This window comes from Methanolobus bombayensis (genome assembly GCF_017873415.1).
Classification (GTDB): domain Archaea; phylum Halobacteriota; class Methanosarcinia; order Methanosarcinales; family Methanosarcinaceae; genus Methanolobus; species Methanolobus bombayensis.
Genome location: NZ_JAGGKD010000001.1, coordinates 112,814 through 130,202, shown reverse-complemented (window position 1 = coordinate 130,202; position 17,389 = coordinate 112,814). Strand labels below are relative to the sequence as shown.

The window sequence follows — 17,389 nt, the reverse complement described above, 5'->3', positions numbered from 1 at the left end:
AAGAAAGCATAAATAGATTAATAGAGTATGCTGTATAGGATTTTTAAAATCTTATTATAACAACTTGCCGAGATGACAGAGTGGCTAATGTGACCGCCTGCAGAGCGGTTTTTCGGGAGTTCGAATCTCTCTCTCGGCATTTTATTTATCAGGTGTTTACTGTGGTGCTTAGAGTTTACAATACATTGACAAGAGAAACAGAGGATTTTGTACCCTTAAAAGGAAATGAAGTTAATATGTACGTCTGCGGACCCACAGTTTATGACCACTGCCACCTGGGACACGCCAGAAGTTATGTTTCTTTTGATGTTATCAGACGTTATCTTATATACAGAGGATACCATGTCAATTATGTTTCAAATATAACTGATGTCGATGACAAGGTAATAGACAGGGCGAAAGAGAGTGATGAAGATACTTTTGAACTTTCAAGAAAGTTCACAGCTTCTTTTGAAGAGGACATGCAGGCGCTTGGAGTTATTGACCCTGATGTCCGTCCCAAAGTGACAGAACACATTAAAGACATCATTGATACAGTAACCAGACTTATTGACAATGGTGCTGCCTACTCGACCCCGAAAGGAAATGTGTACTATGACCTCAATAGTTCTCCTGAAAAAATAGGGATACTGAGCCACCAGACAGTTGAAGGTTTAATGGAAGGTTCCGGATGCAGGGTTGATGTTGAAGATGATAAAAGATACCAGCTTGATTTTGTACTCTGGAAAGGTTCTCCTGAAGACGAACCGGGGTGGGATAGTCCCTGGGGAAGAGGAAGACCGGGATGGCACATCGAATGCTCAGTAATGTCCATGAAATACTGCTCTGAGCAACTGGATATTCATGGCGGAGGACTTGACCTCATATTCCCTCACCATGAAGCAGAGATACACCAATCCGAAAGCTGCACAGGAATGCACCCTTTCAGTAAGTACTGGATTCACAATGGTTTTCTTACAATTGATAAGGAGAAGATGTCAAAGTCTCTTGGAAACTTTTTTACCATCAAAGAGGTTCTTGCTAAATTCTCCCCCGGGACTATCAGGTTCTTTATTGTTTATACTCACTACAGAAGCACCATAGATTTCAGTGAGGATGCACTTGTAGAAGCAGGAAGAGCAAGAAAGAGATTATTGAATACGATCTCAAACGTAAAACACGCTATCTATGAAGCACCGGATAATGACGATGAATGCGGCATATCAGACCTGATCGATGAAAACAGATCTGCATTTGTAGATTCCATGGATGATGATTTCAATACAAGGGAAGCAATTGGTAATCTTTTCGTATTCAGCCGTAAGGTCAATTCTATAATAGCAAATGAAAAACCCGGAAAATCCTCCCTTGAAAATGTGCTGGATTTCTATTCGGAAATAAATCAAGTGCTTGGAATCTTTGAAGACGACAGCAATTCCGGTTCAGAAGAACAGGACAGCAGAATTTCAGATGAGGATATCAATGAACTGATCAAAATCAGGGAAAAAGCACGTGCTGAAAAAGACTGGGTAAAGGCTGACTCCATACGTGATGAACTTCAGGAGAAAGGTATCATTATCGAAGATGGAAAAGACGGTGTGAGATGGAGAAGAGAATCATCCTAACCTCTGGAGTAATTAGTCATTTCCAAATTTTCAATCAAAATATTCGATAATGAAATTCAATAAATGTGCAAACAGACAATAAAATATGAAATGAAAGTGGATTTTTATTTCATAAGTTCTACTGCAACACGGGCGGCATCTGCTGCATTCTTTGCCGTTGCATCCGCCCTAATATCCTTAACCCACTTTTCAGAAACCGGTGCGCCACCAAACATTATCTTAACGGAATCTCGAAGCCCCTGTTCTTCAATAGCAGTCACAGTGTCTTTCTGACCCTGCATTGAAGTTGTCATCAGTGCAGAACCTGCAAGAAGTATTTTGTCACCGTTATGCTTGTTAATCTCCTCGATAATAGTTTTGTTAGATACATCCACTCCAAGGTCAACTATATTGAAACCATTAACACCCAGCATAATAGAAACCAAACGATGGCCTATTTCGTGGATATCACCTTCCTGTACAAATGTGATAGCAGTTCCGATATTTTCACCTGTACCTTCTTTTTCAAGGATCGGAGTGAGAATTTCCATTGCGGCATCCATAGCTTTTGCGGACATCATAATATGAGGGAGATAAAGTTCCCCTAATTCATATTTGTCACCAACGATTTTCATGCCCACTGAAAGACCCTCATTTATCGCATCAAAAGCACTGATACCCGCATCAAGAGCTTCCAAGGTTGTGGTTTTACAGCCTTCTATATCCTGATTGACCAGCCTGTCACTTAGCTTGTTCAAGATTTCCCTGTCAGACATATTTATCCTCCCATGTACTTTCAAATATGAAAATTAAACTTTGAAAAATAATGAATGTTTATTCATACCTCCCATATGTTTCCGCAGCATCCATCATAGCCATTAATTTAATAGGAGGGGCATGTGGAGGGAATTCACACCCTGCAGCCAGCATATATCCCGAAGGAGAATGCATTCCTTCAAGTATGTTCTCTTTGCAGATCTCCACCAGATCCTCATATGATTCTGTGAGGAAGAGGGAAGGATTGATGTTACCACAAACCACATCGTGGTCACCGAATGCTTCTATCTGAGCTTTTACAGGTGTTTCAGGACCAAACAACCAGACATATTTTCCAGACCAGTCCATCTCAGTTCTTAGTTTCACATAGTGAGGGATATTTTTGTTCTGGTCTGAACATGGGTGCATGAGTACGGAATTAACGCCTGCTTCTTTCAGATGGGTATGTATCCTTTTCATATATGGATATGCGAACTCTTCAAACATTTCAGCAGATATCAGTGTGTTAGATTCAGAAGGACCTCCGTCAAATGGAAGCATCTTCTGTGCACCATATTTGTCAACAAAATAATCTATGGCATTGATGAACATATCACATACTTTACCAAGCAGTAAATGAGCCGCATCCGGTTCCATAAGAAGCCAGCTAATAAACTCAGAAGTATTGGCAACAACTGATGCCGCAGTGAAAGTACTTCCTACCTGTACGGAAACAGGCATACCCATCTCAGCACATCTGGAAGCTAATTTATCAGCTTGCTTATATGCACCAGGCAATTCCTTTTCAAAATCAGGCACTTGAAGCTTATCAATATCTTCAATAGTATTCACAGGATGTTTCTTGACAAACGGAGCACCCTGACCTTTTCCATATGGATATTCGATCTCACCACCAAATTCCAAAGCTCCCATAGATGCATATCCGTACATTGGTGTTTCTTCATAACCGTGCAAACGCATTGAAGCAAACTGAGCCTCAAAGCATTTATCACCATCCGCATACCAATCACCCAGAGATACACCAGTAACCTGTGAAGAGTATCCTAATGCAAAGGGAATTACTGGTACACGATCAGGTCTTTTTCCAGACATAACAGCCATCATTCGTTCAGGCGATGTCATTCTTTGTGTCATTAATTCTTTACCTCCTTTTACACCTACAATACCAATATATTGCGCGTTTTTCGTTGTTTTCATGTTATTTCCCGGACAAAACTTTTGAGCGTAGTTTTTGTCCTAATTAAAAAGTCTAAAAAAATCAAAATATAAGCATTGCGCAATGCGAGTGTACCAAAAATAATATATAACTCATTTTGGAGAAGAAGTAAAAAACACAACATCGTAGAATAATAATAGAATATAATATGTGTTATTATAGAGTTGCGAAATCGTAATGCTTAAACTTTATAGAGAACTTGTTACCTTACCAGGACGAGGAAAAATTATTAATAGCAGATGAAAGATTGCTATCAAAAAACAAGTAAATTTAAAAAAAGGATGACATTAAAATTATTCATTGCATATTAGTTGCACTTTGTGCAAAAGTTAATACAATATATAATACTATTGGTCTGAAAAAACACATATTTTTGTTAAAATGCTATTTATCAGCTAAAATCAATTATATCATCTATGTAACGTGGGGCAACATTCGGTCTCTTTTCATACATGTGAAAAGACAATCTAAATTAGTGATATTCTTATAAAGTACAAATCGAATAATATAATTAAATAAAAAATATCATGATTCAAAGTATCAGCATTGACAGTTCATATTGGTAAAGACCATACTTAATCAAATAACAAATGGGCTACAAAATGCATTCCACAAAACCCGATAATAGCACTATAGAACATATAGATGAAGAAAACGCTTTGTTTTTCTCAAAATATTCAATTGATCATAGTATTGATTCTATTTCATGGATCACTTCAGATGCTAGTTTTATATATGTCAATGAAGCAACATGCGATGAATTAGGTTATTCACGGGAAGAACTGCTTTCAATGAAGGTCTTTGATATCGACCCTTATTTTTCAGAGAATATGTGGAAAGGGCAATGGGACCTTATGAAAAAAGCGCAGATAGGAACCGTGGAAACGATCCATATTTCAAAAGAAGGGAATGTAATCCCCGTAGAGATCACATATAGTTATCTGCAGTACAAAGATTTTGAATATGTATTCTCTTTTAGTCGTGATATAACCAGACGTAAAGTGGTAGAAAAAAATCTCCGCCTTATGCAGCATTCAATTGATCACAGCATGGAACCTGCTTTCTGGATAGCTCCTGATGCCAGTTTCATGTTCGTTAATGAAGCTGTCTGTAATAATTATGGTTATTCACGGGAAGAACTGCTTTCAATGAAAGTCTTCGACATAAGTCAGGATTTTCCAGAGAACAAATGGAATGATCTGTGGAATAAAGTTAAACAACAAGGATCATTGCAAATGGAATCTAAACACTACACAAAAGATGGAAGAATCTTTCCTGTAGAGATCTCATTAAGCTATTTGGAATTTGAAGATGTTCAATACATTTTTTCTTTTGTTCGCGATATTACCGAGCGTAAGAACTCCGAAGAAGCACTCAAGAAATATACAGATGAACTGAAGCACTCAAATGAAATGCAGCAAGCTCTTGGAAATATTGTTAATAGCAGTCCGATGATTGTTTTCCTATGGAAGGTCGAACATAATTGGCCGGTAGAGTTTGTGTCAGAGAACATAAGGCAATTCGGATATTCTGCAGAAGATTTCACATCTGGTAAACTTCTTTACGGTGAAATTATCCATCCGGATGACCTGGTAACAGTTCAAGCCAGATCCACAGAGTTCATAGAATCTGATCAGACATGCTTTGATCAGGAATACAGAATCCTGACAAAATCAGGTGAAGTTCGTCTGGTGAACGAAAGAACTTTTATTCAACGTGATGAGGGCAAGATAGAGTTCATTGAAGGAATTATTGTTGATATCACCAGCAGTATCCAATCAAATGGATTCATGAGACTTCAATGTGAACTTGGAAACGTCCTCGCATTCAATGAAAATATACAGGAAACCTATGAACAGTTACTGGAACTGACCCTCCAGATGGATCCTTTTGATTGTGGTTGTCTGTATATTGTTGATACATCCACAGGAAGCCTGAATATAGTAGCACACAAGGGATTATCTTCCGAATATATCGAGAATACATCGTATTATAATTCAAACTCTTTACTTACAAAATTGGTCATGATGGGGAAAATAGTCTACAAAGATCACTCAGAAATATGTGCAATGACCGCTACAGAATCACCAGATGAAATGTTGAATTTTACAGCACTTATCCCATTGAAATATGGGGATGATGTTATTGCCATGATAAAGCTGATGTCCCACAGTCAAAACGAGATCTCTAACGATTCCAGGAATTCTCTTGAAAACGTTGCCTCACAGATAGGTGGATTTATTAATCGCATGATATCTGAGATCGAGCTTCAGAATAATGTTAATGACCTTCAGGGTATTTTTGAAGCTTTAGATGATATTCTGATAATAGTAGATCTAGAGGGTTGTATTTTGAATTATAACTCTGCAGTATCAAGAAGGTTGGGGTATTCTGCAGAAGAACTTATTGGAGTAAACATTATCTCAATGATACCGCATAAACGGTATCTTGAAGCGGCCCGTGTCTTTTTTAATATAATCGATGAAGAGATATCATACTTCAATTTTCCACTAATAGCTAAAGACCAATCACTTGTTCCAGTGGTTTTGAGATTCAGCGGGGGAAAGTGGAAAGGACAGAATGTAATGATAGGCATATCTCATGACCTGATAAATGAAATATAATGCCAATCACCGATAAACCATTCATAGGTAACCCAGCAGGAGTTTGTATTCTTAATAAGCCTGCAGATGAAAAATGGATGCAGAACGTTGCAAAAGAGATGGCAGTCTCAGAAACCGCATTCCTGTATCCCGAAAATGATGGATACAAGCTGCGGTGGTTTGCACCTGATGCAGAAGTAGATATGTGCGGTCATGCAACAATTGCCAGTTCACACATATTATGGGAAAAAGGATTTGAAGAAAAAGAAGAAACTGTAAAGTTCTTCACAAAAAGCGGACTGTTGACTGCAACTCTTAAAGGAGACTGGATTGAACTTGACTTCCCGGAACTACCTGTAAAAGAAACAGAAGCATCTAATGGACTCCTTGAAGCACTGGATGTGAAAAAACAGCTTATATAGGTAGAAACGCCTTTGACTACCTGATAGAACTTGTGTCTGAAGAAGAGATCAGAAATTTGAAACCTGACTTTTCCCGGCTTGCAAAGATCACAACCAGAGGAGTTTGTGTGACTTCTATTTCCTCGTCGGATGAATATGATTTCGTATCCAGGCTTTTTGCACCTGCCATAGGGATCCCTGAAGATCCTGTAACTGGTTCTACTCACTGCTGTCTTGGACCCTACTGGATGAAGAAACTGAACAAAAACAGTTTTACTGCATATCAGGCTTCAGAAAGGGGAGGATTCCTGAAAGTCAGAGTAATAAAAGAAAGAGTGCTGATCTCAGGTAAGGCTGTCACCGTAATTGAAGGCAGTATACTGGACTCTTGATAATAAAATAAAAATAAACTGGCATCTGCCAGTTTTCAATTCTTAAATACCGGAAATACGACATATTTTTCTCAGGACATTATACAGCACAACTTAACTTAGCATGGCTTGAGCGACTGCATTTGATATGCTTGCTTAACAACTCAAAATAGACCAGAATTGTTAAAAGCATAAAAATTACCAGACCGACATAAAGCACGATGTTGGTAAACACAATCTTGTGTGCAAATGAGCCAAGAACTGCAAATGCTACCAGAGGACATATCAGGCCCCATTGGGTTACATAGAATTCTTTGAAATGGTTGTTCCTGAAATAGTCTACCAAAAGAGAAAAACCAAACAGCATATACCATATTTCAAATGCAAAAGACAGTCCTACTACAAGATAGAAATAAGCACCCAGCTCAAATCCATAAGTACTTTCAAGGAAATGACCAAGCCTGAAACCGCTTATTGCATAAAGAGTTATATTTGGTATGACTATCAGGAAGCTTGGTAAAAAGTGTTTTTCCGGAAGACCTGTTGACTGGAAGTGGCTCTTGAAAAGTATTACCATTTTAACCAGCAGGAGAAAAATTCCCATGGATCCGGAGATCAGAGACATAAAAGCTGCTATATTTGCAATATCAGGATTGCTGGACATTGCAGATATTCCTGTTCCCACAACAGTGAGCATTCCCAGAAGGAAAGGATGCAAAAGCCATCCAAAGTTTATTTTGTTGATATCAAATCCGTTCTTGAAAGATATTTCAAGCAGCCTGATCTCAGTGAACATAACCAGTAAAAAGAACAGGGACCAGAATATCATTGCAGGGTAAAAGAGGGATGAGAAATTAGCTGATAGGAAAGGCGAAAAGTATCTTATAGGACCAATGAGGACATTCATTGTCATTAAATAGGATATAAGTGGTGCGAGAATCCCTGTATTCCTTAAGGGGTCCTTTATTAGAGTGGGATAACTATCTGTCCTCATCCACTTTAGCAATTTAATTGTAAATATTATGGTTAGAGCAAAGTGTATGAACGTAAACAATACCATTACAAATTCAAGCAGGTAGTAATATGATACCTGATACGAAGATGTAAAGTCCATTCCCCATAACTGTGATCTTGTTATCAGACCCGAACCATGTTCTATTGTATATTGCATCAGTACAAAAGGCATTACTGCGATACCCCCAGCCCCGAGTGAAGCCAGGAATGCCAGAGGTGTGAATTTCTTAGCATCCATGTTGACCATCCCAAACATTGAGAATAATATAAGTGTATGAATTAAATTTTGATTGGAGAGATATATACTAAGATTCAGTATATAGGGATTTTTGAGTGCGGATGATAATTTTAAAAAAAAAGAAGTACTCTGAATTCGAGCTCAATTATCCGAATACAATCATAATAAATCCTGAAGCTATTGGAAGGACCAGATTGTCATTTTTCAGCAGATTGATAAAAGAATTTATGGATGAATCTGTTATGAAATCCCTTCCAATAACACTCTCAATCAATAATGCACCGACACTAGCCGATAGTGCCTGAACATGAGAGACAAAAATAACTGCACCTGCAAAAGCTACAATAATTCCTGCCAGGGTGCCTTCATATGTTTTTCTCTTTGAGTAGGGCAACTTGTGTTTACCGAGTTTCTCTCCTGCCACAGTGGCAATGCCGTCTCCAAGTGCAGTTATTGCAATTGCAGCACATACAACATTAACAGGAAATAAAAGATATGTTATTAAGATGCCAGTATTGACCAGCAAAGTCGGTTTTAAAGGGATATAGTTTTCCTTTTTACGTCCCCATCGATGTATCATATCAAAAACCGGTTGATACCTGTATGCCTTCAGGAGTACAAGTGAAACAACAATCGAGAAGAAAATGAACTCCAGGAAAAATAATACATATAGAGACAATTCTGTGAAAAAATACACAAGAGGTATATAAGCAAGACCTGATACCACATGTACAAGTTTTCTTTCGGAGTCACCACCCGGATTATCTTCTACTTTATTCTTTGTCATTTTCCTTCCTTTTCGAATTGGAGAAAATGATATTTAAAAATAATTATGAGTATAAAATTATAAGAAAAACTAATCCTTGTAATCCTTATCGGATTTAGATACGCTTTTGAGCCTGTTCACACCATCTATCTCATCTATTACATCAACAACAGCTTCGGGAACAAGAGATTGCCAATCACCATCGTTGAGCATCCTTTCACGTATCTCGGTACCTGAATAGCCTTCCCTCTGATACATAGGAGGTTGTTCCACCGGGGTGCCGGATTCTTTAAAAAGACGTACAACAAGTGGATTGTTAGAATAGACCACATCAAAAGGTGGTGCCATAGAAATAATATGCGAGACCCACACAGCATTTCGTTGAAGGTCTTCCAGAGGAATCGCGTAATGTTTGATGTCAGCATCCTCAAGAGCATGCCTGATCATCATTACGCGCTCACCTGCGGTAAAAGGATTCTTAGGCTCATGACTTTTCTGCGCACTGCCTATACCAATTACCACTTCATCTACATCCTGTGCAATATCTTTTATTAAAGAGTAATGTCCAAGATGAAAAGGTTGAAAGCGTCCGATATAGAACGCTCTTCTCATGTGCATGTGTGATAACCATCAGTGAATGCCACATTCATCGAATGTGAACTTCTCACACACTTCTAAATAGTGTCCTGAGTTGTTATCGTGTTTCATCTTGGCAAGTTTCTTAACAAGATCCATTCCTGGTTTCGGATCTTCCATGATCTCGACCTTGTCCTTGATAAGCTCGAACATCTCCTTGCCTACATCTGTACGTATAAGCACACAGTTCCAGCCATCGGGAGTACCGACTGAACCAAGTGATATGTCAGCGGATACTGAAGTGTAATCACAACAGTGGTGACATGGGTTTCTTGCATGGTGAGCAACTTCCGGAATCTTCACGCTGTGGGCTTCGCCGTCCTTTGTGTAGTTCCAGAATTTACCCTTGCCGAAGTCCATCTTTACGACATCTTCAAGGTTAAGTCCCATTACTTCAGGAACGATAGTGTCTGTCATGGTGTCATGATAGAAACTCTCCATGCACAACAGACCAAGGATCACAACGATCTTGTCGTTGTTATTCTCAAAAAGGAGACGTGCGCCGTGTGCCTGGCAGGGTACGCCAATTACGCCTATCTTATCGTATTTCTCAAAAGGATCCCTTAGTGCTGAAAGCACGGAATCGTAGGTATACTTTGTACCTGTTGTCCTGTCGACATCTTCCGGCTTGGTCATAAGAATAAGTTCAGTACCCCATTTGTCATCCTTGGCGATACCAACAATGCAATCTACCGTACCGGTCTCGAGCAAAGCCTTTGCCAGAATAGAGGTGACACCACCATCCTGACCTTGTATAGTGCTCTTTGCTCCAAAGAACTCCTTTACGTTTGCGAATTCGTCTTCCACATATCCGTCAATAACCGGGCAAAGCCTTCCGCATGTGAGACATCCTTCACATACATCAGGTGCTGCACCTTTGACGTAGTATTCTAAATTATCAGGGTCACGGACTTCTGCATGCTTGTTCATAACAATAGCACCAGCAGGGCATGCTGAAACACATGCCCCACAAGCAGTACAGACGTCGTGCTCAATGACCTCTAATATTTTTGGATGGGCCATTAACTGCCTCCGACGTTCTTTTCTTGTTTATCCAATGATTTCTTTACCGATGAGCTTGATAGCTTTCTCTTTGTTTGGTCCGATCGGGGAACCAGCAACGATCTGTGTTACACCGATGTCAAGCAATTCATTGATCCTTGCCTTACAGTCATCTGGTGTTCCGCAGATAGAGAATGCGTCCATCATGTCATCTGTGACCATGCCGCCCATGAGTGCACCGAAGTCACCCTTTGCGATTGCGCCACCGATATCAGCTTTTGCTGCCGGGTCAATTCCATGGCGTTCAAGTACCATGTCAGGTGAACCTGCAACGATAAATGCAACTACGATCTGTGCTGCACTCTTTGCCTTTGCAGCGTCCTTGTCAATTGAGAAACATGCATATGCTGCTACGTCAACTTCCTTAGGGTCACGGCCTGCCTTCTTTGCGCCTGCTGCGATCTGCTTAACAGCTACTTCGAAGTCCTTTGGGTGTGATGCGTTGATCAGTACACCGTCTGAAACCTCTCCTGCAAGCTCGAGCATCTTTGGACCCTGTGCACCCATGTAAATAGGTACATCGCCGGTCTTGAATGCCATCTTTGCACCGCCGAACTTGACCATGTCGCCATCCTGGGTTACTTTCTCTCCTGCGAGGAAGCCACGGATTGCCTGAATGCTTTCCTTTGTTGTTGTGAGTGGCTTGTCCCATGAAATACCCATTGCATCAAAGGTTGCCTTGTCTCCCGGACCAAGGCCGAGAATTGCACGGCCGCCTGAGATCTCGTTAACAGAGCCGATGCTTGATGCGGTTACAGCTGCATTTCTTGTGTATGGGTTTGTTACACCTGTTCCGAGCTTGATACTGTTTGTGTTCATTGCAAGCACGGTTAATGTAGAATAGACATCACGGTTGTTGTAGTGGTCTGTGATCCATACGTTGTCAAAGCCCTGCTGTTCAGCAAGTTTTGCATAGTGAGCTATTTTTAAAACCGGGTCGCTTGGTACAAATTCAATTCCAAATGTCATTTGAATCCTCCTGTAAAGTGTGTTCCTATTCAGGTATCTATACATATTTAAAACTTTGTTGGTTTGATTTTAGCAAATGGTATAGACAAATACCCAAAAGAGTAGAAGCAATAACTAAAGAACTGCTAAAATAACTTCCAATAAGTATAACATATATTGCTTATTGCAAGACAACAACACTTAGTAAAAAAAGGAGCTGTATTTACCGTTACAGATATATCCAGTTAACGTTAGAAGAAATATTATTCATATCTGCGGGGGATATCGGTACAATAGAACTGCATATACCAATACAATGCAAATCCAATTTGCATTTGCAGAGATGACGAACAGAAAGATTTGCGAACAAACGACTTATTGACAGAGTGATCGTCATGAAATGCTTTGAATGTGCAAAAAATGGAAAAGACAGTGACACTGTTGCTGTCTGTATAATCTGCGGGAGAGGAGTATGCAAGGACCACCTTGTAAGAGAAGAAACACCTGTATGGGAGGGTGAATACAGCATTAAGTTGAAATGCGGAATGGGAATTTCCTGTGACTACAAGGACGTACAGCACTGGAAAAAAGTGCTCTGTATGCCATGTCATGAAGCCCTGAAGGAGAATTACTAGGTGATATCATGATGAAATGTTATGACTGCATGGAAGATGGAAACGATACAGAAGCAACATGCATCTGCATAGCCTGCGGAAAAGGTCTCTGTAGCGATCACTGCAAAGAACTTGAGCTCCCTGTGTCTGTCGGACAGCCACCTCACGTACAAAGGCTTCCAAAGGGACTACCAAGAATTCTTTGCAAATACTGTTTTGACCAGACAATTGAAGACGGATTCGATTAATCGGGATGGGAACATCCCTGATTTTATTAAACAAAAGGAGAAGAGAAGATGTGCGGAGAAAGAGGTAAAGAATGCGGACACAAAGAGATTATCGATGATATGTCCGATAAGCTGGGATTCACACCACAGATATTAGAAACACTTGGAGAAATTGAGCCTGAGTTTTTACACAAATACAATATGTGTAACCACAGGTTGCTTAAAGATGGTGCGCTTCCGGCAAAAACAAAGATACTCATGGCACTTGCCGTAGTTGCATCCAAACAGTGTGAACGCTGTGTAATATCACAGATGAAGAGCGCACTGAAGAACGGTGCAACAAAGGAAGAGATCATGGAAGTAATGGATGTTATTTTCATCACATCCGGAGCTCCTGCAGTTGCTGCATGCAGAGATGCACTAAAACAACTGAAGTAAACGAATAAATAGGGACTTTGTCCCTTTTACTGATTTGCTGAAAGAAACTGCCTAATAAATGTCAGTCAGTTCTTTTAGCACATAAAATAAGATTATAGTTGAGAGGAGAGGACATGAGGGGGAATTTGGTAAAAGGTAGTTTGTTTTTTGCGATTATAATGATATTATTTATCAGTGCGAACTTTGCAAATGCAACACCTGCAACCCAGGCAGGAGAATTCAGTTCAGAAGATTTTGATTATGAAAGTAAATGCAGACAATGTCATGCGATCATTTACGCTGACTGGGAAGGAACAATGCACTTTAACGCATATCTTGACCCTTTCTATCTTGAAGAAGTAAAGATCGCAAGTGATGACACAGATGGTGCGCTGGATGAATTCTGCTCACGCTGTCACACACCCATTGGAGTTGTCAGTGGAGAGATCCCACCAATTGATGGTTCAGAAATGTCTGATATTTCAAAACTTGGAGTACAGTGTGATTTCTGCCACGTAGTATCCGGAAGCAATGGTACGGGAAACGCACCATTCACAGTAACTCCGGGAGAGACAAAATGGGGACCATTCAATGATTCAAGAGATGCCTATCATAAATCTGAATACCTCGAGCTTTACACTCAGTCAGAATACTGTGGAATGTGCCATCAGGTGATTAATCCTGTTAACGGACTTGTTATTGACGATACATATTCCACCTGGAAAGAAAGTCAGTATGCTGAAGAAGATGTAGTGTGCCAGGACTGTCACATGACAGAAGGAATAACCGAATTCAAAGCAAACCCCGGACGTGCAAGTTCAAGTGCTCCGAAAAGAGAACACATATCTTCACATGATATTGTGGGTGCAAATACACTGATCCCCCCAATGTTTGGTGCAGACAATGTTGCTGAAATGGCAGTTGAGAGACTACAAAAAGCTGCCACTATGGAAGTATCAGCACCTGAAGTTGCATCCGCAGGAGATGAAGTCCTTATTGATGTATCAATAACAAATACCGGAGCCGGGCATAATATTCCCACAGGAGTTTCCGAAATAAGGGAAATGTGGCTGGAAGTTACAGTCACCGATGCAAACGGAAACAGCATATACAACGCCGGAAACGTTGATATTGATGGAAACATCGTTGATGCGAAGCAGATATACAACAATATTCTGGGAGATAGTGACGGCAAGGAAACAAAGAGTTTCTGGCTTGCAGAAAGCATTCTCGAGGATAACAGGATAGGGCCGAAAGAAACTGTAACAGAGCAACACTCATTTGTTCTTCCTGAAAATGCTGTTTATCCTGTAACAGTCGAAACTGCCCTGAAATACAGGTCAGCTCCACAGGAACTTATCGATAAACTGCTGGGAGAAGAAACGGAAGTTCCAATCGTTGACATGAATGAAATGTCCGCGATCATTTACGACCCATCCACACCTGCAGATGAAAGAACCCAGCCTGAGCCGGAATCTGAAAGTACCCCGGGATTTGGGATATTTGCTACTCTAATGGTTCTTGGAATTACGATGTATATTTTCAAAAGAAGTAAAGGAGAAAATTAAAATGCCACCAGAAGTAGATTTAGATAAATGCGAAGGAATTGGCGCTTGTGCAGAATCATGCCCAACAGACGTCATTGACATAGAGGAAGACGAGAACGGAAATCTGAAATCCGTTATTGCACGACCTGACGACTGTGTGGAATGCGGCAACTGCGTTGATGCCTGCCCACAGGAAGCTATAACACTGGACTGAACAAAGAAGGAGTGCCACTATGTCCGACGACAGAAGCATTCGCCTGCTGGGCATCTCTGGAAGTCCCAGGAAGAAATCCACAGATTATATCGTAAACGAAGCTCTCAGATACGCACAGGAAAAATACGATGCTGAGATCGAATATTTCTCAGCCAGTGGCAAAGAGATGAAATTCTGCATCCATTGTGATTACTGTGTCCGCAAGAAAGAGGGCTGTATTCACAAAGATGACCTTGTGGAGCTCTATGATAAAATGCTCTGGGCAGACGCATGGATCATTGGCACTCCGGTATACCAGGGTACTTTAAGTGCCCAGACTAAAACTATCATGGACAGATGCCGTGCGGTTGTTGCACGTAATCCTAAGTCTTTTATGAATAAAGTTGGTGCTGCTGCTGCGGTCGGTGGAGACAGGATGGGCGGACAGGAACCAGCCATACAGAATATTCTCAATTTCTACGTTATCAGTGAAATGATACCTGTTGCAGGCGGGTCATTCGGATCAAACCTTGGAGGTACTTTCTGGTCACATGACAGGGGTGCTGAAGGTGCTGCAGAAGATTCAGAAGGAATCAGAAGTCTTCACAGGACCGTCAACAAAATGATGAAAACGGCAATTGCAACAAAAGACCTGCGTAAGGAGGAGTGAATCTGGAATTTGAAGAACCTGTTACTGAGATTATTAAAAGAACATATAATGTAAAGAGTTTCAGGTTCAAAAGACCGGATGGTTTTGAGTACAAAGCCGGACAGTATGTGATAATCAAACTAACTGATGGAGAAAAGAAAGTTGGGAAACCATTTACACTTTCCAGCAGCCCCACTGAAAAGGATCACATAGAATTTACAAAGAAACTCACCGGACACGAGTTCTCAAACCTGCTTGATACCATGATGCAGGGAGACAAAGCAACGATAAAAGGTCCTTTCGGCAAATTAACATTTGAAGGAGAACGTGATAAGATAGCACTCCTTAGTGGTGGTATTGGAATCACGCCGATGATCAGTATTTGCAAATATTGTACTGATATGAAACTCGATACGGATATAATGCTGATATGCAGTGACAAGACCGAAGAGGACATGATATTCACAGAAGAACTTGAGGAAATGCAAAAACAAAATCCAAACCTCAAGGTGTTAAATACGCTCACAAGAGCCTCTGAAAGCTGGACAGGATGCAGGGAACGCATCTGTGAGAATCTTATACTGAGGGAATTACCGGATTATTCGGAAAGAACGTTCTACGTATGCGGACCGCCACCCATGGTTGACGCAATGGTGGAAATGCTTCAAACTATGAAAATACCCGACAGTGAGATCAACAAGGAATCACTGATAGGATACTAAATATAAACAGAAGGCACAGATCATGAAAAGGATAGCATGGGGAATAACCGGGTCAGGAGACCTTATAAAAGAGACATATGAGACAATGGTGGACATCAAGAACAAAAGCGATATTGAAATAATGGTTTTCCTTTCAAAGGAAGGGGAAACCGTTATGAAATGGTATCATATGTGGAATGATATCCAGAAGGATTTTCCTAATTTCAAGACAGAAGGCGGGCCAAATTCACCATTTATTGCAGGACCTCTTCAGGTGGGATACTATGATGCACTAATCATTGCTCCAACAACATCCAACAGTGTTGCAAAAATGGTGTATGGTATCGCAGACACACTTGTCACAAATGTTGTGGCACAGACTGCAAAGGGTAGCACACCAATCTATATACTACCTGTTGACAGGGAAATGGGCACTGTAACAACATATTCCCCGGAAGGACGAGAAATGGTACTGAAAATGCGTGACGTAGACGTGGCCAACACAAAGAAACTCGCCCAGATGGAAAACATAAATATCATTAACAGCCCTGATGATATCTACGACATTGTAGGCATCAGTAAGGATTAAAAGAAAGTATACCCTTCACGAAGATATATGCCGGGAAGTTTCCCGATAATATCATTCATTTTTAAGGCCGAACGGTATGTGGCATAGGCCGCCACAAAACTGTCAAGAGCGTCACCATCTTTGTTTTTAATGATTTGCTCTTTTATGCTATCAGGTACAACTATTCCGTTATCAATAAGCTTATCGAGAATATGCTCCCTTTTTTTCTTTTCTTTTTCTGTCCTTCCTTTGTAACCAATATAAAGGCCTTCACTTTTCAGAGTTGAAGCCGGACATACCTCCATTAGCCATGGTTTTTCAGATTCGGGGGTCTGCATGGGAAGAGCACAGGCTTTTCCTTGTGTCACAAGTGGACGCAGAACATCACGTATTCCAAAATAGGTCTGTTTGTATACCCAGAGATTATAAATGCTGAATGGTGCTTTCACTTCAACATCAGTAAGGCGTTTCAGTTCAGCTTTGCCACCCATTTGCTGCATTTTATTACGGAAATCATCCGCTGAATTAAAATCATCAGGAAACGCAGATACAAAAGAATACCAGTCTTTTTCAGACATTAATTTATCAGGAAGGCTGAAAGGAAAATCCATTCCAAAAACAGAATTCGTGTTAGACAATATAAGAACACGTAAAGCAGAAAGGCAGGCTCTCCGCTGTTTGCTCTTATCAGGAACGAGTCCAAAAATGGGATAGCAGTTCAGGATATGAAGTTCATCACCATGAACAATGCCTTCACTTACCCATATCTTGCGGCCTGCATCCTTTGCCCCACTGAAATCAACACCAAATATACGGCGTTCTTTTCCAGTGGCAGCAAAGTCCATGCATTTAACCCTG

The 17,389-nt window shown here is 40.5% G+C and carries 20 protein-coding genes and 1 tRNA gene; 13 read left to right on the top strand and 8 right to left on the bottom strand.

Annotation, left to right across the window (positions count from 1 at the left end; all coding sequences use genetic code 11):
* Positions 1–66: 66 nt before the first annotated feature.
* Both J2746_RS00685 and cysS read left to right on the top strand, forming a co-directional pair.
* A tRNA-Cys gene (locus J2746_RS00685) sits at positions 67–139 on the top strand.
* Between the two features lie 13 nt (positions 140–152).
* Positions 153–1,604, top strand: coding sequence for a cysteine--tRNA ligase (gene cysS, locus J2746_RS00680; RefSeq protein WP_342451745.1), 1,452 nt, complete (start codon positions 153–155; stop codon positions 1,602–1,604).
* A 104-nt stretch (positions 1,605–1,708) separates the two neighbouring features.
* Here cysS and J2746_RS00675 read toward each other — a convergent pair whose 3' ends face one another.
* Both J2746_RS00675 and J2746_RS00670 read right to left on the bottom strand, forming a co-directional pair.
* Positions 1,709–2,359, bottom strand: a complete 651-nt coding sequence (locus tag J2746_RS00675) for a methyltransferase cognate corrinoid protein (RefSeq protein WP_209614824.1) — start codon at positions 2,357–2,359, stop codon at positions 1,709–1,711.
* 58 nt (positions 2,360–2,417) lie between these two features.
* Positions 2,418–3,557 (bottom strand): uroporphyrinogen decarboxylase family protein, encoded by a 1,140-nt coding sequence (locus J2746_RS00670; protein WP_245249906.1) that lies wholly within the window; start codon positions 3,555–3,557, stop codon positions 2,418–2,420.
* 621 nt (positions 3,558–4,178) lie between these two features.
* Between J2746_RS00670 and J2746_RS00665 the strand changes: the two genes are divergently transcribed.
* Genes J2746_RS00665 through J2746_RS14595 form a run of 3 tightly spaced genes read left to right on the top strand, consistent with a single transcriptional unit; the run spans position 4,179 to position 6,972 of the window.
* Positions 4,179–6,200, top strand: a complete 2,022-nt coding sequence (locus J2746_RS00665; protein ID WP_209614822.1) for a PAS domain S-box protein — start codon at positions 4,179–4,181, stop codon at positions 6,198–6,200.
* Positions 6,200–6,601, top strand: coding sequence for a PhzF family phenazine biosynthesis protein (locus J2746_RS14600; RefSeq protein WP_245249905.1), 402 nt, complete (start codon positions 6,200–6,202; stop codon positions 6,599–6,601). Before J2746_RS00665 ends, J2746_RS14600 begins: the two co-directional genes overlap by 1 nt.
* Positions 6,598–6,972, top strand: a complete 375-nt coding sequence (locus tag J2746_RS14595) for a PhzF family phenazine biosynthesis protein (RefSeq protein ID WP_425342638.1) — start codon at positions 6,598–6,600, stop codon at positions 6,970–6,972. Before J2746_RS14600 ends, J2746_RS14595 begins: the two co-directional genes overlap by 4 nt.
* Before the next feature lie 79 nt (positions 6,973–7,051).
* Here J2746_RS14595 and tsoY read toward each other — a convergent pair whose 3' ends face one another.
* From tsoY to mer, 5 genes are all read right to left on the bottom strand, one after another.
* Positions 7,052–8,203, bottom strand: coding sequence for a selenoprotein TsoY (gene tsoY, locus J2746_RS00655; RefSeq protein ID WP_209614821.1), 1,152 nt, complete (start codon positions 8,201–8,203; stop codon positions 7,052–7,054).
* A gap of 145 nt (positions 8,204–8,348) precedes the next feature.
* Positions 8,349–8,990 (bottom strand): diacylglycerol/polyprenol kinase family protein, encoded by a 642-nt coding sequence (locus tag J2746_RS00650; RefSeq protein WP_209614819.1) that lies wholly within the window; start codon positions 8,988–8,990, stop codon positions 8,349–8,351.
* Between the two features lie 69 nt (positions 8,991–9,059).
* A complete protein-coding gene (locus tag J2746_RS00645) occupies positions 9,060–9,587 on the bottom strand; it encodes a nicotinamide-nucleotide adenylyltransferase (RefSeq protein WP_209614817.1) in 528 nt (175 codons plus the stop codon).
* A 12-nt stretch (positions 9,588–9,599) separates the two neighbouring features.
* Entirely contained in the window at positions 9,600–10,628 is a 1,029-nt protein-coding gene (fpoF, locus tag J2746_RS00640) for a F420H2 dehydrogenase subunit FpoF (RefSeq protein ID WP_209614812.1), read from the bottom strand.
* A 27-nt stretch (positions 10,629–10,655) separates the two neighbouring features.
* Positions 10,656–11,636 carry a 5,10-methylenetetrahydromethanopterin reductase gene (gene mer, locus J2746_RS00635; RefSeq protein WP_209614810.1) on the bottom strand — a complete coding sequence of 327 codons (981 nt, stop codon included), beginning with the start codon at positions 11,634–11,636 and terminating at the stop codon, positions 10,656–10,658.
* Between the two features lie 374 nt (positions 11,637–12,010).
* Here mer and J2746_RS00630 point away from each other — a divergent pair, with 374 nt between their 5' ends.
* The 8 genes from J2746_RS00630 to afpA all read left to right on the top strand — a co-directional run bounded on the left by J2746_RS00630 (position 12,011) and on the right by afpA (position 16,552).
* Positions 12,011–12,250, top strand: coding sequence for a DUF2180 family protein (locus J2746_RS00630; RefSeq protein WP_091708670.1), 240 nt, complete (start codon positions 12,011–12,013; stop codon positions 12,248–12,250).
* Positions 12,251–12,258: 8 nt separating this feature from the next.
* Entirely contained in the window at positions 12,259–12,477 is a 219-nt protein-coding gene (locus tag J2746_RS00625) for a DUF2180 family protein (protein WP_209614808.1), read from the top strand.
* Between the two features lie 48 nt (positions 12,478–12,525).
* Positions 12,526–12,894, top strand: a complete 369-nt coding sequence (locus J2746_RS00620) for a carboxymuconolactone decarboxylase family protein (protein ID WP_245249904.1) — start codon at positions 12,526–12,528, stop codon at positions 12,892–12,894.
* 113 nt (positions 12,895–13,007) lie between these two features.
* Complete coding sequence (locus J2746_RS00615) at positions 13,008–14,441, top strand: cytochrome c family protein (protein ID WP_245249903.1); 1,434 nt, start codon at positions 13,008–13,010, stop codon at positions 14,439–14,441.
* Between the two features lies 1 nt (position 14,442).
* Positions 14,443–14,634, top strand: a complete 192-nt coding sequence (locus J2746_RS00610; RefSeq protein WP_209614806.1) for a 4Fe-4S dicluster domain-containing protein — start codon at positions 14,443–14,445, stop codon at positions 14,632–14,634.
* Positions 14,635–14,653: 19 nt separating this feature from the next.
* Positions 14,654–15,283 carry a flavodoxin family protein gene (locus tag J2746_RS00605; protein WP_209614804.1) on the top strand — a complete coding sequence of 210 codons (630 nt, stop codon included), beginning with the start codon at positions 14,654–14,656 and terminating at the stop codon, positions 15,281–15,283.
* On the top strand, positions 15,280–15,984 hold the full coding sequence (locus tag J2746_RS00600) for a ferredoxin--NADP reductase (RefSeq protein ID WP_342451742.1): 705 nt from the start codon (positions 15,280–15,282) through the stop codon (positions 15,982–15,984). The genes J2746_RS00605 and J2746_RS00600 overlap by 4 nt, the downstream gene beginning before the upstream one ends.
* A gap of 22 nt (positions 15,985–16,006) precedes the next feature.
* Positions 16,007–16,552: an archaeoflavoprotein AfpA gene (afpA, locus tag J2746_RS00595; protein WP_209614801.1), complete on the top strand. Its 546-nt coding sequence runs from the start codon at positions 16,007–16,009 to the stop codon at positions 16,550–16,552.
* Here afpA and J2746_RS00590 read toward each other — a convergent pair.
* Positions 16,549–17,376 carry a DUF429 domain-containing protein gene (locus J2746_RS00590; protein ID WP_209614799.1) on the bottom strand — a complete coding sequence of 276 codons (828 nt, stop codon included), beginning with the start codon at positions 17,374–17,376 and terminating at the stop codon, positions 16,549–16,551. The genes afpA and J2746_RS00590 overlap by 4 nt on opposite strands.
* Between the last annotated feature and the right edge of the window lie 13 nt (positions 17,377–17,389).